General features: G+C 71.7%; 14 protein-coding genes. 3 read left to right on the top strand and 11 right to left on the bottom strand.

Annotated features, from left to right (window positions below; translation table 11 throughout):
- Positions 1 to 35: 35 nt before the first annotated feature.
- Entirely contained in the window at positions 36 to 1,589 is a 1,554-nt protein-coding gene (locus ACY1JF_RS19430; RefSeq protein ID WP_462706476.1) for an IucA/IucC family protein, read from the top strand.
- Between the two features lie 165 nt (positions 1,590 to 1,754).
- Here the strand turns inward: ACY1JF_RS19430 and ACY1JF_RS19425 are convergent, their stop codons facing one another.
- The 7 genes from ACY1JF_RS19425 to ACY1JF_RS19395 form a co-directional block, all read right to left on the bottom strand.
- Entirely contained in the window at positions 1,755 to 2,828 is a 1,074-nt protein-coding gene (locus tag ACY1JF_RS19425; RefSeq protein ID WP_462706418.1) for an ABC transporter ATP-binding protein, read from the bottom strand.
- Positions 2,825 to 3,658 (bottom strand): ABC transporter permease, encoded by an 834-nt coding sequence (locus ACY1JF_RS19420; RefSeq protein ID WP_462706417.1) that lies wholly within the window; start codon positions 3,656 to 3,658, stop codon positions 2,825 to 2,827. Before ACY1JF_RS19420 ends, ACY1JF_RS19425 begins: the two co-directional genes overlap by 4 nt.
- Positions 3,655 to 4,467, bottom strand: a complete 813-nt coding sequence (gene modA / locus ACY1JF_RS19415) for a molybdate ABC transporter substrate-binding protein (protein WP_462706416.1) — start codon at positions 4,465 to 4,467, stop codon at positions 3,655 to 3,657. Before modA ends, ACY1JF_RS19420 begins: the two co-directional genes overlap by 4 nt.
- A gap of 152 nt (positions 4,468 to 4,619) precedes the next feature.
- A complete protein-coding gene (locus ACY1JF_RS19410; protein ID WP_462706415.1) occupies positions 4,620 to 5,015 on the bottom strand; it encodes a TOBE domain-containing protein in 396 nt (131 codons plus the stop codon).
- 28 nt (positions 5,016 to 5,043) lie between these two features.
- Positions 5,044 to 7,185 carry a UvrD-helicase domain-containing protein gene (locus ACY1JF_RS19405; RefSeq protein WP_462706414.1) on the bottom strand — a complete coding sequence of 714 codons (2,142 nt, stop codon included), beginning with the start codon at positions 7,183 to 7,185 and terminating at the stop codon, positions 5,044 to 5,046.
- An 80-nt stretch (positions 7,186 to 7,265) separates the two neighbouring features.
- A complete protein-coding gene (locus ACY1JF_RS19400; protein WP_462706413.1) occupies positions 7,266 to 8,861 on the bottom strand; it encodes a serine/threonine-protein kinase in 1,596 nt (531 codons plus the stop codon).
- 128 nt (positions 8,862 to 8,989) lie between these two features.
- A complete protein-coding gene (locus ACY1JF_RS19395) occupies positions 8,990 to 9,475 on the bottom strand; it encodes an ATP-binding protein (RefSeq protein ID WP_462706412.1) in 486 nt (161 codons plus the stop codon).
- A 129-nt stretch (positions 9,476 to 9,604) separates the two neighbouring features.
- Here ACY1JF_RS19395 and ACY1JF_RS19390 point away from each other — a divergent pair, with 129 nt between their 5' ends.
- Positions 9,605 to 10,465: a helix-turn-helix domain-containing protein gene (locus ACY1JF_RS19390; protein WP_462706411.1), complete on the top strand. Its 861-nt coding sequence runs from the start codon at positions 9,605 to 9,607 to the stop codon at positions 10,463 to 10,465.
- A complete protein-coding gene (locus ACY1JF_RS19385) occupies positions 10,462 to 10,668 on the top strand; it encodes a DUF397 domain-containing protein (RefSeq protein WP_462706410.1) in 207 nt (68 codons plus the stop codon). The genes ACY1JF_RS19390 and ACY1JF_RS19385 overlap by 4 nt, the downstream gene beginning before the upstream one ends.
- 55 nt (positions 10,669 to 10,723) lie before the next feature.
- Here the strand turns inward: ACY1JF_RS19385 and ACY1JF_RS19380 are convergent, their stop codons facing one another.
- From ACY1JF_RS19380 to ACY1JF_RS19365, 4 genes are all read right to left on the bottom strand, one after another.
- On the bottom strand, positions 10,724 to 13,906 hold the full coding sequence (locus ACY1JF_RS19380; protein WP_462706409.1) for a type I restriction endonuclease subunit R: 3,183 nt from the start codon (positions 13,904 to 13,906) through the stop codon (positions 10,724 to 10,726).
- Positions 13,903 to 15,162 carry a restriction endonuclease subunit S gene (locus tag ACY1JF_RS19375; RefSeq protein WP_462706408.1) on the bottom strand — a complete coding sequence of 420 codons (1,260 nt, stop codon included), beginning with the start codon at positions 15,160 to 15,162 and terminating at the stop codon, positions 13,903 to 13,905. The genes ACY1JF_RS19380 and ACY1JF_RS19375 overlap by 4 nt, the downstream gene beginning before the upstream one ends.
- Positions 15,159 to 17,150 (bottom strand): type I restriction-modification system subunit M, encoded by a 1,992-nt coding sequence (locus tag ACY1JF_RS19370; RefSeq protein ID WP_462706407.1) that lies wholly within the window; start codon positions 17,148 to 17,150, stop codon positions 15,159 to 15,161. Before ACY1JF_RS19370 ends, ACY1JF_RS19375 begins: the two co-directional genes overlap by 4 nt.
- 101 nt (positions 17,151 to 17,251) lie before the next feature.
- A complete protein-coding gene (locus ACY1JF_RS19365) occupies positions 17,252 to 19,387 on the bottom strand; it encodes an N-6 DNA methylase (RefSeq protein ID WP_462706406.1) in 2,136 nt (711 codons plus the stop codon).
- Positions 19,388 to 19,419 lie beyond the last annotated feature (32 nt).

Raw genomic sequence — 19,419 nt, 5'->3', positions numbered from 1 at the left:
GATCCTCTCCGCCCATGACAGACCGTAGGGAACGAGTGGAACGCGTGGATGTCCTGCCCCCGTCCACCGGCGACGACGCCGTGATCCGTGACGCCGTCGCGGCGTCGGCCGACGCCTGCGCGGTGGTACCGCTGCTCAACTGCCTGCTGCGCGAGGTGGCCGAACCCTTGCCCGCCTCCGTCCCCGGCCGGGGCCCGCGTCCCGGGCCCGGAGGCCGGCCGACGTACCGGCTGCCGGGCACGGGCCGGCTGCTGCGGGTGCGCGGCGGCCGGCGCCCGGCCGGCCCGGAGGTCCGCACGGCGGGCGGCTGGCACCGCGTCGGCCACGCCGAACTGGTCGAACTCGTCGCCGAGGAACTCCTGCTCCACACCGGCCTGTCCAACCACGAACTGCCCACCGAGATGACCGCCAGCCGGGACGCGGTGGCCGCCCTGCTGACCGCCCGCGCCGCCGCGCGCCCGCCCGCCGACCCGTACCTCCGCTCCGAACAGGCCCTGCTCATCGGCCACCCCCACCACCCCGCGCCCAAGGCCCGCGGCGGCGGCCCGACCGCGGCCTGGCTGCCCTACGCCCCCGAGGCGCACGCCCGCTTCCCGCTGACGCTCCTCGGGCTGCGCGCGGACACGGTCGTCGAGGAGGGCGACACCGCCGCCCTCGACGCCCTGGGCGAGGCCCCGCCCGGCTACCGGCTGCTGCCCGCGCACCCCTGGCAGCTCGCCCTGACCGCCGACGCCCTCGCCCCGGCCTTCGCCGACGGCCGTCTGATCCGGCTGGGCGAGACCACCGCCCCCGCCTGGCCCACGGCCGCGATCCGCACCCTCTACGTGCCGGAGAGCGACCTGTTCCTCAAGTTCAGCCTCGACGTGCGCATCACCAACGACATCCGCCGGCTGTGGCGCCACGACCTGCTCAGGCTGCGCCGCACGGACACCGCGGCCCGCGCCGCCGTCACCGCGGGGCCCGGCCCCGCCGCCTGGCTGGGCGACACCGGCTACCGCACCGCCGCCTTCGCCTTCGAGGAACTCGCCGTCCTGGTCCGCGACGGACTGCGCGGCCATCTGCTGCCCGGCGCCACCCCGCTGCTCGCCGCCGGCCTGGCCGAGGGCTTCACGGGCAGCCCGCTCGCCGCCGCCGGCGACCCGGACGCCTGGTGGGAGGCGTACCTCGCCCAGGTGGTCCCCCCGGCCCTCAGCGCCTTCCACGACCACGGCGTCGTCCTGGAGGCCCACCTCCAGAACACCCTGGTCGCGGTCGACGCCCACGGGACGCCCGTACAGGCGCTGTTCCGGGACGCCGAGGGCGTCAAGCTGCTGCCGGAGGTCTCCCGGGAGGCCGGCTGGGAGCGGCTGGTGTACTGCCTGGTCGTCAACCACCTCACCGAGGTCGCCGGGGCACTGGCCGAACGGCACCCGGGGACGGACCCCTGGCCCGCCGTCCGCCGCGAGCTGGCCCGGCACGCCCTCCCCGAGATCCCCGCCCTGCTCACCGCGCCCACCCTGCCCGGCAAGACCAACCTCCTCCTGCGCTGGACCGGCGCGGACGGCGCCGCCGCCCGCTATCTGCCGCTGCCCAATCCGCTGGCGGGATGAGGCCCGCCCAGTGGCTGCTCGACGGCTGCTCAGTGGCTGCTCGACGGCTGCTCAGTGGCCGTTCGACGGCTGCCCGGCGCCCGTCCCGTGGCCGCTCAGTGGCCGTTCGACGGCCGTTCCGTGGCCGGCCGTTCAACGGCCTTTCGACGGCCGTCCCGCGGCCGCTCAGGCGGGATACGCGTGGGTCTGCGCCGCCTTCACCGTCGCCCAGACCTCCGCGCCCGGCCGGAGGCCGAGTTCCGCCGCGGCGACCGCGCTGAGATCGGCGGCGAGCGCCAGTTCGCCGCGGAGCGCGGCCCGGATCTGGTCCCCGTGCGGTTCCATGCCCGTGACCTCGCAGTGCCACAGGTTGCGGGCGCTGGAGCCGGTGGGCCGGTCCCGGTGCAGGGTGACCGCGCTCGGCGGGAACGCCACGAAGGCCGGCCCGGACAGCTCCTCGGTGGTGACGACGGACGGACCGGAGGCGAGCCGGACGGTGTGCCCGTCGGCCTCGCCCCGGTACAGGTTCAGGCCGACCAGCCGGGCGACGTAGTCGGTACGGGGCCGGCGGGCGATGTCGGACGGACCGCCCTCCTGCACGACCCGCCCGTGCTCGACGACCACCAGCCGGTCCGCCAGCACCATCGCGTCCAGCGGGTCGTGGGTGACGAGGACGGCGACGGCCTCGAACTCCGCCAGATGGCGCCGCAGTTCGGCCCGGACCTCCAGCCGGGTACGGGCGTCCAGCGCCGCGAGGGGTTCGTCGAGCAGCAGCAGCCGGGGCCGGGTGGCCAGCGCGCGGGCGACGGCGACGCGCTGCGCCTGCCCGCCGGAGAGCCGGCGCGGCTTGACCCCGGCGTGCTCGGCGAGCCCCAGCCGCTCCAGCCACGCGGCGGCCCGCGCCCGCGCCTCGGCCTTGCCCACGCCCTGACAGCGCGGCCCGAAGGCCACGTTGTCCAGCGCGGTCAGGTGCGGGAAGAGCAGGTAGTCCTGGAAGACGACGCCGACCGGGCGCAGCTCCGGCGGGGTGCGCTCCAGCGCCGCGCCGTCCAGCCGCAGCCGCCCGCCGGTGAGCGGGGTCAGCCCGGCCAGGGCGCGCAGGGCGGTGGTCTTCCCGGCGCCGTTCGGGCCGAGCAGGGCCACCACCTCGCCCGGTGCGGCGGTCAGTTCGAGATCCAGCCGGAACGTGCCGCGCTCGACGACGAGACGGGCGTCGAGGCCGGCGCGTGCGGCGTCCGCGCTGCCGGTGAGGCCGGTCATCCGGCGGTCATCCAGCGGTCGCGCAGCCCGGCGAGGACGGCGACGGACACGGCCAGCAGCACCAGGCTCAGGGCGGTGGCGGCCTCCGGATCGCTCTGCAGGGCCAGGTAGACGGCGAGCGGCATGGTCTGGGTGCGGCCGGGGAAGTTGCCCGCGAAGGTGATCGTCGCGCCGAACTCGCCCAGCGCCCGCGCCCAGGCCAGTACGGCGCCGGCCGCGACGCCCGGCGCGATCAGCGGCAGTGTGACCCGGCGGAACGCGGTGAAGCGGGAGGCGCCCAGGGTGGCCGCCGCCTCCTCGTAGCGCGGGTCGGCGGCGCGCAGGGTGCCCTCGACGCTGATGACCAGGAACGGCATCGCGACGAAGGCCTCCGCGACCACCACGCCGGTGGTGGTGAACGGCAGGGTGAGGCCGGACCAGTCGTCCAGCCACGACCCGACGACGCCGTTGCGGCCGAACGCCATCAGCAGGGCGACGCCGCCGACGACCGGCGGCAGCACCAGCGGCAGCGTCACCAGGGACCGCACCAGCCGGCGCCCGGGGAACTCCACCCGGGCCAGCAGCCAGGCCAGCGGCACCCCGATCACCATGCTCACCGCCGTCGCCGCCGTGGCGCACAGCAGCGACAGCCGCAGTGCCTGCCACACCCCGGCGCTGGTCAGCAGCTCGGGCAGGCCCGACCACGGGGTCCGTACCAGCAGGGCGATCAGCGGCACGATCAGGAACGCCAGGCCGATCACCGCGGGCACCAGCAGCGGCAGCGGCACGCCGCGCACCTGGGCCCGCACGGGCCGGCGCCGGGCGCGTACGGCTTCGTCGGCCGGGGTCACGACGTCAGGAACCCGGCCTCGGCCAGCACCCGCTGCCCTTCGTCGGACCGCACCAGGTCGATGAAGGCGTCGGCGCCCGCGGTGTTGCCGGCGTCCTTCAGACGGGCGATCGGGTAGTCGTTGACGGCCTCGGCGGATTCGGGGAAGTCCACGCCCTCCACTTTGTCACCCGCCGCGTGCACATCGGTCTTGTAGACGACGGCCGCGTCGGCCTCCTTCAGCTCGACCTTGGTCAGGGCGGCCTTGACGTCCTGCTCGTAGGAGACCGGGGTGAGCTTCAGGCCGCCGGCGGCGAGGGCGGTCTTGGCGGCGGCCCCGCACGGCACCTCCTCGGCGCACAGCACGACCTTCAGCTTCGCGTCGGTGAGGTCCTCCAGCGAGTCGATGCCGTGCGGGTTGCCCGGCAGGGTGGCGATCTCCAGCTGGTTGCGCACGAAGGTGACGGGGGTGCCCGCCGCGTCCCCGGCGTCCGTGACGATCTTCATCGTCTTGGGGCTGGCCGAGGCGAAGACGTCGGCGGGGGCGCCCCCGGTGATGCTCGCCGCGAGCGAGTCGCTGCCGCCGAAGCTGAACGTCACCTCGGTACCGGGGTGGACCTTCTCGAACGTCTCGCCCAGCGCCGTGAAGCTCTCCTTCAGCGAGGCCGCGGCGAAGACGGTCACCGTGCCGGACAGCCGGTCCGAGGTGGAGGAGTCCGGCGTGGCCGCCGCGGAGCCGTCCGACGACGAACAGGCGCTCAGCGCGAGCAGCGCGGCGACGCCCGCTCCGGCCGCCGGCAGCGCACGGGTACGGGCACGGGCACGGGTCATCACAGGTCCACTCCCTCGGACTCCTGACAGCGGGATGTCCCGATGATAATGCCGCAGATGCCAGCCAGAAGTGTGCTACGGGTTCGCATCAGCATGATGCGCGAGCGATGAAGTCGGCAGATGCGTGCGCCGGTGAGGGTGTCGCGCGCCGCTCACACGCGGTCGATGTGCACGTTGGTCGACTTCACGCGGGCGGTGGCCTCCATGCCGACCTCCAGCCCCAGTTCCTCCACGGCCTCACGGGTCAGCAGCGACACCAGCCGGTGCGGACCCGCCTGGATCTCGACCTGCGCGGCGACATCGCCGAGCTTCACGGCGGTGACGATGCCGGGGAAGGCGTTGCGGACGGAGGTGTACGAGGCGTCTTCCTCACCGCCGCCGGACTTGGCCAGCTCCACCGAGAAGGCCGCCAGGTCCCGGCCGTCGACGAGCCGCCGCCCGGCCTCGTCCCGGTGGGTGGCCACCCGGCCCGCGTCCGCCCAGCGGCGCGCGGTGTCGGGACTGACGCCGAGCAGCCGCGCCGCCTGGCCGATCGTGTAGGAGTGCATGCGGTGAAGATACGTGACCGGTCCCCGACTACCCCGCCCCGCACCCGGCCTCGACCAGGAACGGGCTCGGTTCCCCGGTCCACGAGACGTACAGACCGTCCCGCGCCCGGGTGCAGGCGACGAACAGCAGGCAGCGTTCCGCGGTGAGGTCGGCCTCGTGCTGGAGCCGGTCGACCTCCTTTGGGGTGATGGCCGACGGGTTGGGCAGAGCGCGGTCGTCGGCGCCGACGACGGCGGTGTAGCGGTACTCGAGCCCCTTGAAGGTGTGCATGGTGCCCACGTTGACCGCGTCATCGGTGCGGGCGGCGCCCGCGCGGACCCGGCTGGCGGGAATCCCCGCCGCGATCAGGCGGTCCTTGGCCTTCTGGCAGGTCTTGTTGAACCGCGCGCAGATCCCGATCTCCCCGTACGCGGCACCGCCGTCCACCCACGCGCGCACCTGCTCGACCAGGGCGTCGAGTTCGGCCTCCTCCGTCTTCGCCGCGTGCAGGCGCGGCCCGCAGCCGTGCAGGGCGGAGCTGTACCCGACCAGGGTGTCGTGCCGTCCGCTGTCGGCCAGTTCGGCGTAGGGGCGGCCGAGCAGGAGCCCCGTCGCCCAGCTGAGGATCTCCTGGGTGGAGCGGTAGTTCTTGCGCAGCTTGGTCGAACGGCCCGCGACGTTGATGCCGAGGGACTTCAGCGACACCCGGTTGTCGTAGATCCGCTGGTGCGGGTCGCCCGCGACGAACAGGTCGTCGGGGCGGCGCGGGACGGCCGCGCGGAGCATCCGCCACTGGGCCGGGTGGAGGTCCTGGGCCTCGTCGACGACGACGTGCCGGTAGCACGGCCCCTGCCCGGCCAGCAGGTCGGTGGCCTCCACGCAGGTGCCGAGGTAGGTGCGCAGCCCGTCCTCGGCCAGCCGCCGGGTGAACTCCTGAACGGTCCGCCACACCAGCGGCCGGGCGGAGGCGGGCAGCGCGCTGCCGCGGCCCCGGCGCTCGCAGCGCTCGTACTGCTCCTGGCCGCGGAGGTCCTGGGCGAGGACGACGTGCTTGTACTCCTGGGCGAGGAACTGCGGGGTGCCGGTGAAGCCGGTGGCCTCGGCGGCCTGCTCCCACCGTGCGGTCTCCTCGTACCCGCTGAGCGGCCGGCGCGAGGTGTTGACCACGCGTCCGGCGAAGGCGTCGACGGTCATGACGTCGACCCGGTCGCGCAGGTCGGGATCGTCGACGAGCAGGCAGAGGCCCTCGGTGAGGGAGTCCACGAGGGCGTTGGTGAAGGTGGTGAGCAGGATGCGGTCGCCGTCGCGCAGGTGCCGCAGCAGGTGCCGCACCCGGTGCAGGGCGACGACGGACTTCCCGGTGCCGGGTCCGCCGGTCACCTGTGCGGGGCCGGAGTACGACGGGCGGTAGGCGACCTTGTGCTGGGCGGGGTGCAGGAAGACCCGCCAGGCGGCGAACGGCTTGTCGAGGATGTCGCGCAGTTCGTCGGCGTCCGTGACGACGGCGATCCGGGTGCGGGTGTGCGCGATGGCGGTCGCGTAGTCGGTGGTGTCGACGGGCTCCTGGGAGGTCGCGTCGGCCAGCGCCGGCACGACGACCTCCTGCCACGTCTGCTCGACGCTCGCGCCGAGCGCCAGGTGCTCCAGCACCTGGTACTGGTCCGGCGGGAAGAACCGCCCGAAGACGTCGAGCTGTTCCAGGCTGGTCAGCACGCGGGCCTGCGCGAGGGTGGTGGCGTCGATGCCGAGCGCGGCCATCTCCCCGTCGGAGACCTTCGCGAAGAGCCGCCGCTCCTCGGCGGGCGCGATGCGCTCGTAGGCGGGGGCCAGCTCCTCCAGGGTGGCGATCTCGCGGAGTTCCACGGCGCCGGTGACGGCGTTGATGGTCGCCTTCTGCTTCACCGCCCACTCGGTGGCCTCGTCGTGCGGGCCGACCCGCAGCAGCACGAAGGTGTCGCCCGTCGCGGGCGCGAGGACCACGCCGCGGTATCCCTGGGTGATCCGGATGGTCCGGATCTGCCGGTCCTTGGCCCCCTTGAGGGATTCCAGCTTCAAGCCGGGGTCTTTGAAGAGCTGGTCGAGGGTGAGCCGCTCGAACTTCTCCCAGGCGTCGAACACGCCGTTCCTGACGTGCTTCTCGAGTTTCTCCAGCTGCTGGCAGAAGGCCTTGTCGAGGGCGAGGTGCGGCATGACGGGATTCTAGGCCGCCGCGGCGTGACCGCGGGCCGTCCGGGCGTTCTCGCACCGGCTCTCCGGCCGGTCGGCGACGGTCACCCGTCGCCGCCGAGTTCCCGGCGGAGCATGGCCAGGACCTCGGCGGCCTCGGCGGCCACGTCGTGGCGCGGGCCGTGGACGAGCACCACGTCCTCGTACAGGGCCGCCAGCCAGGCCCCGGCCTCCTCCGGGTCGCCCTGGCTGAGCAGCAGCATGCCGATGTCGCGGCGCAGCTCCACCGCCGCGTCGCTGACGTCGCTCTCGACGGCCCGCTCCACGTCGAGGACCGCCCGCAGCTCCGCCAGCGCCTCGGTCACCTGGCCGAGTTCGCCGCGGCAGCGGGCGGCCTGGGCGCGGCAGTCGCGGGCGGCCTCGCCGGCCGGCCCGTCGACGCGGGCGAACGCCTCGGCCAGCACCTCGAACTCGGGCAGGGCCGCCCGGTGGTCGCCGGCCAGCTGCCGGCTGACCGCCCGGCGCCGCCGCAGCCGCAGCACGGCCTTGTTCTCGGCGCCCAGGGCCCGCGCCAGCGGCTCGATCATCTCGCCCGCGACCTCGGCGGCCTGCGTGTAGCGCTCCTCCTCCATGAGGGCGATGTAGTGCTCGTCCACCTCCCGCAGCTGGGCCCGCAGCAGCTCCCGCTCGGGCGGTGAGACCACGTACGCGGCGACCTGGCCGGGCGCCGCCGTGCCCGGGGCGGGGCGGGGACGGCTCTCGGCCCGGGCACGGGGCGCGTAGGGGCGGCGGTAGAGCCCGGTCGGGTCCGGCGCCCCGGGCGGCCCGGCCTCCCCGAGGGCGGAGGACTCCCCGGGCGCGGGCAGGAAGGGCGCCAGCCGCTCGTACACCTCCTGCACGTCCACCGGCCGGCTCTCCGGGGACTTGCGGAGCAAGTGCAGGACCAGTGCTTCCAGTTCCTCCGGCACGTCCGCGCGCAGCCGCCGCAGCGGGGTGGGCGCGGCCCGGACGTGCCGGTCCATCAGCTCGAAGTCGCCGCGCGCGCTGAACAGCGGCTTGCCGCACAGCAGTTCGTGGAGCACGCAGCCGAGGGCGTAGAGGTCGGTGCGCGGGGTGACACGGGTGCCGCGCACCTGCTCGGGCGACATGTACTGGTGCGTGCCGATGGGCCGGCCGGAGGCCGTCAGCCTGGTGACGTCGGTCTGCAGGATCGCCGCGACGCCGAAGTCGAGGACCTTCACCGTGCCGTCCCGCGCGACCAGGATGTTGGACGGCTTCAGGTCGCGGTGCACCACGGGCACGTCGTGCGCGTACGACAGCACGGTGGCGACCTGCGCGGCGACCGCCACCGCCCAGCTGACGGGCAGGGGCCGCTCCTCGTGCACGTACCGGGTGAGGGGGACGCCCTCCACCAGCTCCATGACGAGGAACAGGTGCTCGTGGGTGCTGTCGAGGACGGCGTCGTACACCTGCGGCACGCCCGGGTGCTGGATGCGGGCGGTGATCCGCGCCTCGCGCCGGAAGCGCCGCTCCAGCTCCTCGGCCAGCTGCGGCGTGGCGGCGACGACCTGCGGCCGGATCCGCTTCACGGCGACCGGACGGTCCAGGACCGCGTCGTAACCCCGCCACACGTCGCCCATGCCGCCGTTGCCGAGCCGCTCCAGCAGCTCGTAGCGGCCCGCGACCGGTTTCTCCGGCACCTGTCCCCGCCCCGCGTCCTCACCGGCGCCCGCCCGTTCCCCCGAGCCCCGTCGGTCGCGGTCAGTCTCCCCGGAAAGGGATCACTGCGTCCAGCCCCGCCCTGCCAGGGCGCGGCGGACGACCCGCATCACACCACCGCCGCCACCGCGTACTCGGCCCAGACCGTCTTGCCGGGGCCGTCCGGGCGCGGCGCGCAGCCCCAGCGGTCCGCGAGGGCCGCGACCAGGAGCAGACCGCGTCCGCCGGTCCGGGGCAGACCGGTGGCCGGGTCGGTGACGGGGGCGGTGGCGGGCTCGGGAAGCGAGTCCCCCCGCGTGTCGGTGACCTCCACGCGGACGGTGAGGTACGCGGTGGTGGGCACGGCATAGGCGAGGAGATGGACGCGGAAGTCACGACCGGACACGTGGCCGTGGGTGACGGCGTTGGTGGCGAGTTCGGAGACGAGCAGGCTCAGCACGTCGTGGTCGTCGCTGCCGTACGGCACGCCCCAGGAGGCGAGCCGCTCGGAGCAGAGCCGGCGGGCCAGGCGCGCGCCCCGGGGCGTGGAGCTGAAGCGGAGGGTGAAGCAGGCGTGGGCGGGGGTCGCCGGTGCGGGTTGTTCCGTTCGGTTCATGCACGCAGCGTCGCCGGGTGTGGCATAGCGTGACCAGGGGTGACGCGCCGACGCGGTGGGGAGTACCCGGGGGCGCGCACCGTGTACGGGACGGTACGGCCGCGTGAGCGGGAAGTGGGGTGTGCGGTGGTGGACGACAAGGAGAGCGGCGTCGGCGCCGGGGTGCCGGGGCAGCGCCACGCGGAGGAGGAGTCGGCGAGGGGTCTGATCGGCGCGTTCGGACGGCAGTTGAAGCTGCTGCGGACGCGGGCGGGGCTGGACCGGGCCGAGTTCGGCAGACGGGTCGGGTACTCGGCCGACACGATCGCCTCCTACGAGCAGGGACGGCGGGTTCCGCAACCTCGGTTCATCGACGAGGCGGACGACGTGCTGGACGCGGGTGGGGTGTTGGTGGCGATGAAGGGGGAGGTGGCCCGGGCGCGGTATCCCGTCTTCTTCCAGGATGCCGCCCGGCTTGAGGCTAAGGCGTCAGCATTGAATGTGTACGCCGTCTATGCCGTACCTGGCTTGTTGCAGACCGAGGCTTACGCCCGAGCCGTCTTCCACATGGAACGCCCCTTGCTGAGCGACGAGGTGATCGAGGAAGGGCTTGAAGCGCGCCTGCAACGACAGGAGATCTTCAACCGTCGGCCGGCTCCCTTGATGAGCTTCGTCATCGAGGAGGCGGTCCTCAGAAGGCCGCTGGGAGGGACGCAAGTTCTACGGGAGGCGCTGGAGCACATCCTGCTTCTCGGCCAGTCCCGGAACGTAGAAATCCAGGTCATGCCTACCGGGCGTGCCGACCACGGTGCGCTCGGAGGCCCCTTCACCTTGATCGACACTGATGACGACCAACGGATCGCGTACGCCGAAGTACAGGATCACAGTCGTCTTCATACGGACAGCAAGTATGTACGCACGCTTGAAGCGCGTTATGGCATCCTCCGGTCACAGGCGCTGACCCCGAGCGAGTCGGCAGCGTTCATCGTGCAACTGATGGGAGAGACATGAGCGCCCAGCGGACCGAGCCGTCTGGAGGCGATGTCACATGGTTCAAGAGCAGCTACAGCACGGGCAACGGCGGTGAGTGCATCGAGGTCGCTGCTGCTCCCGACGCCGTTCTGGTCCGGGACTCGAAACAGTTCGCGGGACCTGTCCTGGCGCTCGGGCGACAGGCATGGGCCGACTTCGTCGGGCTGGCCGCGCGCGGCTGAGACAGGCGCGACCTGGGGCACCGGCATCGGGTGAGTGCCGGTGCCCCAGGCGTCCTCAGAAGTCGTCCAGCCCTTCCTCCTGGCGGATCATCCGCCAGGCCGCGCGGCGGGCGCTGCGGTCGAGGTTGGACTTGAAGTCGCGGTCCGTTCCGAAGTACCGCTTGCCGAGCGTGTCGATGGTGGAGACGTGGTCCATCATGTTCTCCTCGAACTTTTTGTCGAAGACGACGCCGAAGTTCTCCTCGTCGTTGACGAGGGCGGCGGCCCGGACCTTCGGGTCCTTTTTCGTGGCGTTGAAGGCGGGGAGGACGTCCTCCTCGGTGAACTCCGTGCCGAACTTCGCGTTGAACTTCTCGATCAGCTCCGACAGCAGTGACTTCTCGGCGTCCTTGCCGCCGCCCGCCCCGTCGCCGAACCCTTCGAGTTCGGCCGGGCCTTCGGGCGTGAGGGACTTGTCGTGCTCGCCGGTCTTCTCGACGCGCAGGTGGCTGAGGTCGACCTCCCCTATATCGACGCCGCCGTCCGCGAGGCGGGGGAGCCGGTTGAGCAGGTAGCGCCCGTACAGGTACAGGCGTTCCAGGTCGGCGTCCTGGTACGGGACGATCTGGGCGAGAAAGCCGTACTTGCGGACGTAGTCGTTGAGGTGGGCCCGGAACTCCTCGGCGGCCTCGACGTCGTCCTCCTCCTCGCTCTCCAGGAGGGCGCTGAAGCGGGTGACGGCGGGGGAGAGGAGCCGGTACAGCTCGGCGTGCAGTTTCTCCCACTTGGTCTGGGAGCCGCCGGCCTTCTCCTGCGCCTCGAAGTACGCGGCGACGAACTCGTCCATGTCCTGCTCCGAGATGATCGGGGCGGACATGACGCGGCTCTGGGCCGTGTAGAGGAGGTTGGGGTCGGAGGGCAGGGTGTGCGCCTCCTCGAAGTACGGGCGGAACGCGTCCTGGATGTCCTCGGCCTCGTTGACGAAGTCCAGGACGGCCAGGTCGGCCTGCGACTTGCGGTCGGCGGTGCGGTTGAGGCGCGAGAGCGTCTGCACGGCGGCGATGCCGGTCAGCGTCTTGTTGACGTACATCGTCGTCAGGAGCGGCTGGTCGAAGCCGGTCTGGTACTTCTCGGCGACGACGAGGATCCGGTACTCCTGCTGGCCCCTGCCGCCGGCCTTCGCGGCCTTGTCGTCGGCGCGGGTGTATGCGAACGCCTTGGGCAGCGCGCTCTCCGGCAGACCGCCGTTCTCCTTGTTCTCGGTGGTCTCCTCGCCGTCGATGGTGAGGGGACCGGAGAAGGCGACCAGGACGCCGAGGTCCGGGTACTTGGTGTCGTACTCGCGGTCGGCGATGTAGCTCTTGATGGCGCGGGCCATCTGCACGGCGGACAGGCGGGACGCCGTGACCACCATGGCCTTGGCGCGTCCGCCGAGCCGGCCGCGGGTGTGGGCGACGAAGTGCTCCACGATCACCTGGGCGTGCTGGGACACCGTGTGCTCGTGCATGAGGGCGAACCGGGCGAGCAGGCTGTTCGCCTTGGAGGGGTCGACCTCCTTCTCGTCGCGGTTGAGGTTCGCGAGCTTCCAGTACGTCTTGTAGGTGACGTAGTTGCGCAGCGGGTCGAGGATGAAGCCCTCCTCGATGGCCTGGCGCATGGAGTAGGTGTGGAAGGGGCGGTAGACGGTCTTGCCGTTCTCCACGCCTTCCGTGCCGAAGAGTTCGAGCGTCTTGGCCTTGGGGGTGGCCGTGAAGGCGAAGTAGGAGAGGTTGGCGGCGCGGGAGCGCTCGACCGCCTTCGCCTTCAGCTTGTCCTCGACGGCGACCTTGGTCGCGCCCTCGTCGTCCGAGTCGGCGTCCAGGCCGAGGTCGCGCAGGGCCGACTTCACGGCGGTGGCCGCGTCACCGGACTGGGAGGAGTGCGCCTCGTCGACGATGACCGCGAAGCGGGTGCCCTTGATCTCGGTCGGATTGCGCTTGATGTAGTCCAGCAGCGCGGGGAACGAGTGCAGGGTGACCGTGACGATCTTTCCGGTGTCCCGGGAGAGGGCGCGGGCGAGCTGCTCGCTTTTCGCCCCGTGCCTCTCGTCGATCTTCACGACCAGGCCGTCGGTCTGCGAGAAGCTGCCGACGGTCGCCGAGAGCTGGGCGTCCAGCGCGCGGCGGTCGGTGATGACGATGACCTTGTCGAAGACGGGTTCGCCCGGCTTGATACGGCCGTCGGCGAGGGCGTCGGGCCGCAGGACAGCGGGATCGCGGCGGGCGTGCAGGTCGCTGAGACGGTGGGCCAGCCAACCGATGGTGTTCGACTTGCCGGAGCCAGCGGAGGCCATGACCAGGTAGTTCTGACCGGCGCCGTGGACGGACGCGTGCGCGGTGAGCTTGCGGACCACGTCCCACTGGTGGAAGCGGGGGAAGATCGTCGTCTTGGTGGTGCCGCCGCCGGGCGTCTTGTGCTTCTGCTGGTGCACGAAACGCTGGAGGAGGTCGAGCCAGTTGTCCCGCTGCCAGACCTCTTCCCAGAGGTAGGAAGTGGCGTACGTGCCGGGGGCGGTCGGCGCCGGGTTGCCTGCCCCGCCGGGCTGGCCGGGGCCGTTCGAGCCGGTGTTGAACGGCAGGAACCGGGTGCTCTTGCCGCGGAGCTGGGTGGTGACGAAGACCAGGTCCGGGTCGACCGCGAAGTTCGCGATCACGCGACGCGTGAAGATCAGCTCGGTCGGGTCGCGGTCCGTGCGGTACTGCTCCTTGGCCTGCTCGACGCCCTGACCGGTGAGCGGGTTCTTCAACTCGGCGGTGGCGACGGGGATGCCGTTGAGGAACAGGGTCAGATCGAGGCGGTGGCCCCAGTCGGCCTGCTTGGTGGCGTAGGGCAGCTCACGGACGACGGTGAGGCGGTTGGCCCGGTAGCCGTCGAGGACGGAGGGGGTGGAGATGAGGTTGGGCTTGAAGTAGGCCACGCGGAGCAGGACCCCGCGGTCCTTCACGCCGTTGCGCAGGACGTGGAGCAGCCCGTCATCGGCGATGGCCCGGTCGAGGCGCTGCGCGAAACCGCGCTGCGCCTCGTTGGGGTTGCCGCCGTAGACGGTGAGCAGTTCGTCCCACTCGTCGGGCTGCGTCGCGCCGATGAAGGTGAACAGCTCGTTGGTGTCCAGGCCGAGGTCGGGCTGATAGTCCTCGGGATTTGCCTCGCGCCAGCCGCGCTCGCAGAGGGCGGCGACGATGGCGGAGCCGAAGGAGGACTCGTCGTGCACGGGGCTCATACGGAGACTCCTTCGGTGATGTTGCGTCCGCTGGCGGTGGATACGTCGAACTGGCCGGTTACGGCGGCGGTGATGAGGGCTTGGCGGCGTTCGGCTAGTAGATCGAGCTGACGCTCACAAGCGTCAACGGCCGCTTTGGTCTGCTTCCAGGATTGCTGGTGCTCGGCTACCACAGATCGTTGCGTCCGCAGGTCCGGGATAGGGAGCATTGCGGCCTTCACAATCTCTAGATTGATCATGGACCGTGTGGAGCCTCGGCCTTCGATCGCGCTGGCGCCGACAGGTGAGGATAGCAGCAGGGAAATAAATTCAGCGTCGGCAGTCTCTGTCTCCAGACGTGCTCGGAAGCACTTTCCCTTCACGATTGCCGGGCCGAGATCTGGGGCCACGCAAGCGCGTCCGGCATGGTTGCGGGCATCTCCCAGTCCGGCGATGAGCACGTCTCCTCGACTGACCTGGTGGTATTGGAACTGCTGGTACAAGCTCATCGGGATATACGCCTGATCGGTCGCCCTGTATTCCGCGAAACCGATGTTCCCAAGCCGTACCACTGCTGCGCCCGACTCGGTATAGTCGTCGCTGGAAAAAGCACTCCCGAATGGGCCGTCGATGATGGAGCGTACGAGGCGGCGCAGCGGAATCACCGATCCAGCTGCGGCGTCCAAGACCTCCTGAAAGTGCGACCACCGACGTGAAATAAGGAGGTCACGTTGCTTGAGGCGCAACCCCGCAACATGGTCGATGCGGGCGGTCTCGGCGTCGAGGAAGTCGGCGATGCGGCGCTGCTCGTCCAAGGGCGGTAGGAGAATCGGTAGCTTGCGCAATTGGTCCCAGGGCGTATCGAACTGAGACGGCGGCATCCACTTCGAGATGCGGGTCAACTCGGCGAGGTATGGGCCAGAGCGGAGGATGTAGTGGAGAAACCGAGGGTTCGTAGAGGCTTTAGGCCGGCAGACGAAGTAGGCGGGACTGACGATGCCCTCGTGTCCAGAAACGCCAAGCCCGCCTTGCCATGTCCGTAGCTTGTTGAAGACGATGTCATCCGGGCGCACTACCAGGTAGCGGGAGAGGTCTTCTCCTAGCTGATTGTGGTTGTCCTCCCGTGAGCTGCGGGGGACCACCCCGGCATCGAGGAAGACCGACAGGGGTGGAAGATCTGGTCGTCCAACTTCTTTGACGCGGGGCGCAACCGCCCAAAGGTCCTGCCAGTCCCAGTAAATAGGTGCGGCAATGCCGCTCAGTGCTCCCCGAGTCATTCCGTCACCTCCCCGAGAAGGCCCTGAATCTCCGCCTCCAACGCCTTCAACTCCGCATCGATCTCCGCCAACGGCCGCGGCGGCTCGTAAACGTAGAAATGCCGCGTGAACGGAATCTCGTACCCAATCTTCGTCTTGCTGTGGTCGATCCACGCGTCCGGCACATGCGGGTGGACCTCGCGCGCCAGGTACTCCTCGACGTCCTCGCCCAACGGAACGTTCTCGTAGTCCCGCAGCTCCCCGTCCGGCTCGGGCTCGCCCTTGACGAGCTGCACCTCGCCCTCCGGGTCCCGTACGCCGACGACCTCGCGCAGCGCCTTGTTGAACGGCGCCCCCGTGGGCCACGTCCCGCCGGCCTGGACCACCGCATCCTTCAACGCGAGCCAAGCCTCCTGCTTCGTCGCCCAGCTCGTGCCCATCAGTGACTTGAACGCGTCCGCCAGGATTGGAGCCTGCGGAAGCTTCTGGATCGCCTTGGAGGCCTCCAGTGCCGCCAGCGTCTCCTCCGTCACCTCGAACCGCAGCTTCAGCGGGCGCTCGACCGTGATCCGCTGGTAGCCGAAGTCCTCGTTGCGGAAGACCTTCACCTTGCCGTGCAGCGGGTGTTCCGCGTCGTCCGCCACCGCCAGGGCCTCGCCGTACAGCTTGACGATCGTGGCGATGTGGTCCTTGCCCAGCTCCTTGCGCTTGTCGCCCAGCGACTTGCGCATCTTCTGCCACTGGTCGCGGGCGTCCAGCAGGACGACCTTGCCCTTGTGGTCGGGGCTCTTGCGGTTGGTCAGGATCCAGAAGTACGTCGAGATGCCGGTGTTGTAGAAGAGCTGGTCCGGCAGGGCGACGATGGCCTCCAGCCAGTCGTTCTCCAGGATCCAGCGGCGGATCTCCGACTCGCCCGAACCGGCCGCGCCGGTGAAGAGGGGCGAGCCGTTGAAGACGATCGCCAGGCGTGAGCCGCCCCCGCCGTCCACGTCGACCGGCTTCATCTTGGAGATCATGTGCTGGAGGAACAGCAGCGAGCCGTCGTTGATGCGCGGCAGCCCCGCGCCGAAGCGGCCGGCGTCGCCGAGCGTCCGGTGCTCGCGCTCGACCTCGTCCTTGACCTTCTTCCACTCCACGCCGAACGGCGGGTTGGCCAGCATGTAGTCGAAGGTCCTGCGGGCGTGGCCGTCGTCGGAGAAGGAGTTGCCGAAGGCGATGTTCTCCGGGTCCTGGCCCTTGATCATGAGGTCGGACCGGCAGATCGCCCAGGACTCGGGGTTGAGTTCCTGCCCGTACACCTCCACCGTGGCGTCCGGGTTCAGCTCCGTGATCAGGTCGTCCATCGCGGAGAGCATGCCGCCCGTGCCGCAGGCCGGGTCGAGGACCGTGCGCACCGCGCCCGGGAGCTGGAGCGCGTCACCGTCCGGGGCGACCAGCAGCCGCACCATGAGCTGGATGACCTCGCGCGGGGTGAAGTGCTCACCGGCCGTCTCGTTGGACTGCTCGGAGAAGCGGCGGATCAGCTCCTCGAAGATGTAGCCCATGTTGTGGTTGGGCACGGTCTCGGGACGCAGGTCCAGGTCGGTGAACTTGCCGATGACCTGGTAGAGCAGTCCCGCGCCGTCCAGCCGCTTGATCTGCTGGGCGAACTCGAAGCGGTCCAGGACGCCGCGGGCGTTGTCGGAGAACGCCCCGATGTACACGGTGAGGTTCCTCGCCGCGTTCTGCGGGTCCGCCGCGATCTTCTTCAGGGTCAGTGTGGTCCTGTTGTAGAAGGCGTGGCCAGAGGCCCGGCGCAGGAAGCGGTCCGGGTCGATGTCGCCGTCCTTGTACCGCTCCGCGATCTCGGCGACCTCCTCGCGGGTCGGCTCCAGCACGCACTCCAGTCGCCGCAGCACCGTGAACGGCAGGATGACCTTGCCGTAGTCGGACTGCTTGTAGTCCCCCCGCAGGAGGTCGGCGACGGACCACGCGTGGTTCGCCAACTCCGTGTGCTTGCTGCTGTTCAAGACTTCTTCCGTTTCCCTTCCGGGGCCGGTATGGGTGACTGTGGGCGCGGTGGGAGGGGCGATGTCCTCCCGTCCGCGTCAAGAACGAGGGGTCTCAGAGCCTAGAGGGACTCCGGCACCAGCTGTCCGCCCGTGAGCCCCCCGCTCACGAGCCGTGCCGTCTCCTCGGCCGAGTCCGCTGCGCGCCGTGCCTGTTCGCGCAGCGCCTCGACGTGGCGGAAGGCCTCGCCGTACCGGCGCTGCTCCGCCAGCGGCAGCAGCGGTACGCGCAGCCGCCCCGGGCTGAGGTGGAGCGTGGAACTGCCGGTCGAGGCGCCGGCCAGGTTGGCCTCGGAGCTGAGGAAACCTAGGAGGAACCAGGGGTTCAGCCGCGCCGGGTCCGGCCGGAACAGGTGGACGCCGACCCCCAGCAGGGTGCCGGCCTCCGCCTCGCCCGCGACCCGGGCCACGGCGCCGGCGCCGCCGACCAGGTTGCGCACCAGGACGTCGCCCACGGCGATCTCCGGCATCTGCTCGGCCTGCACGTCCAAGGCCCGCCCCGTCGGCCCGGTCCCGCGGGCGATGTCACCGCCCGTCAGAACGGGCCGGCGTTCCCCGCGGTCGGCGCCCGCCTGCGGGTCCTCCGCCCCGGCGGCCGTCGCCCGCGGCGAGATGGGCACCGCGCGCAGCACCTTCAGCGCCCCGCCCCGGGCCAGGTCCGACACCGTGGCCGTGCGCCATTCGCGGGCCGAAGCCCCCGCGGCGCTCCACGACGCCGTGCCGGCCAGTTCGGCCACCGTCCGCGCCGCCGCCGCCAGCCCTTCGCGGGCCGCGGCGGTCTCGCGGGCCAGTTCCCGCGGGTCGACGTCCGCCCGGGAGGCGCGCACCTGCCGGGCCGGGGTCACGTCGACGACCTCGTCGAGCAGGTCGACCACGCTCACCGCACGCGCCACACCGGCCCGCGCCTCGAACCCGTCCGGGTCCTCGGCGTACGCCGTCCACGCGGACACGATCCGTTCCGTCACCCGCGCCCAGTCCACCGAACCCGAACGGGTCCCGCCGCGCCCCGGCGCCGACGGCTCGCCCGCCGTGTCGACGAAGAGCACCGTCCGGTACGCGGGCCGGGTCGGCTCCGGGCGCTGGAGCACCCACACCTGGAGACCGATGTGGAGCGGGATCGCCGCCCCCGGCGGCAGGGCCGCCACCGCCCGCAGCGCGCCGCTGCGGATCAGCTCGGCGCGGATGCGGCGGCCGGAGGAGCGGGACGCGGTGGCCGGCGGGAGGAGCAGCACGGCGTGGCCACCCGGTGCGAGGTGGGCCAGCGCGTGCTGGACCCAGGCCAGTTCGGACTCGGCACGGGGCGGGAAACCGTACGCCCAGCGCGGGTCGTAGGCCAGTTCGTCGTGGCCCCAGTCCCGGTCGCCGTAGGGCGGGTTGCACAGCACGGCGTCGACGGTGAGGTCCGGGAAGGCGTCGGTGCGCAGGCTGTCGCCCGTGCGCACGGTGACGTCCGTGCCCTCCTTCACCGTCAGGGTCAGGCCCACGGCGGTGCGCCGGGCCTGGACGGGCAGACTGTCCTGCCCGTACAGCTCGTACGCGCCGCGCGCCGCGGCGGCCGCCAGCAGGGTGCCGCTGCCGCAGGCGGGGTCGAGGACGCGGGCGGGGGAGCCCGGGAGCAGGCGGGCCAGCAGGTCGGCGAGGGGGGCCGGGGTGCGGTAGGCGCCGCTGGCGGCGCTGTCCTCCAGCTCCCGCTCCGCCAGGACGCCCAGCGCCGTCTGCGCGCCCTCGGCGCGGACGCAGAGCAGCAGGGCGCGCAGGGCCGTGGCGTCGGCGGCGGTGAACCGTACGGGTTCGGTGCCCGGCACCACGTCCGTGACCTCGGCCGCCGCGTCGTTCGCCCGCTTCAGCAGGTCGTCGTCGGACAGCGCGAGCAGGCCGGTGAGGCCGTCGGCGGGGCGGCGGGCGGCCGCCAGGACCAGCAGGAGCAGGTCGGAGGTGCCGGCGCCGGCCGGCTCGCGCAGGCGCAGGGTGGTGCGGAGCTCGCCGCTGGGCGTGGCCGCCGTGTGCTGTCCGCGTGCGGCGAGCCAGGCGCGGACCTCCTCCAGGTCGTACAGCGGGCTGCCGTCCGTGCCGCCCGAGGGCGCGGGGAAGTCGTCGTGCCGACGGCGCCAGTTGCTGACGGTGGCGCGCGTGACACCCGCGATGCGGGAGATCTCGGCGGCTGTCACCTGGGCGGACGGTGGGGATGGCTGCGGCATGGGTGTGGTCCTGGCTCCGATGGTCGGCGTGG

This window comes from Streptomyces sp. SYSU D01066-1, from assembly GCF_054956795.1.
The sequence above is the reverse complement of the archived record's forward strand: the minus strand, read 5'-3'. Positions and strand labels throughout refer to the sequence as shown.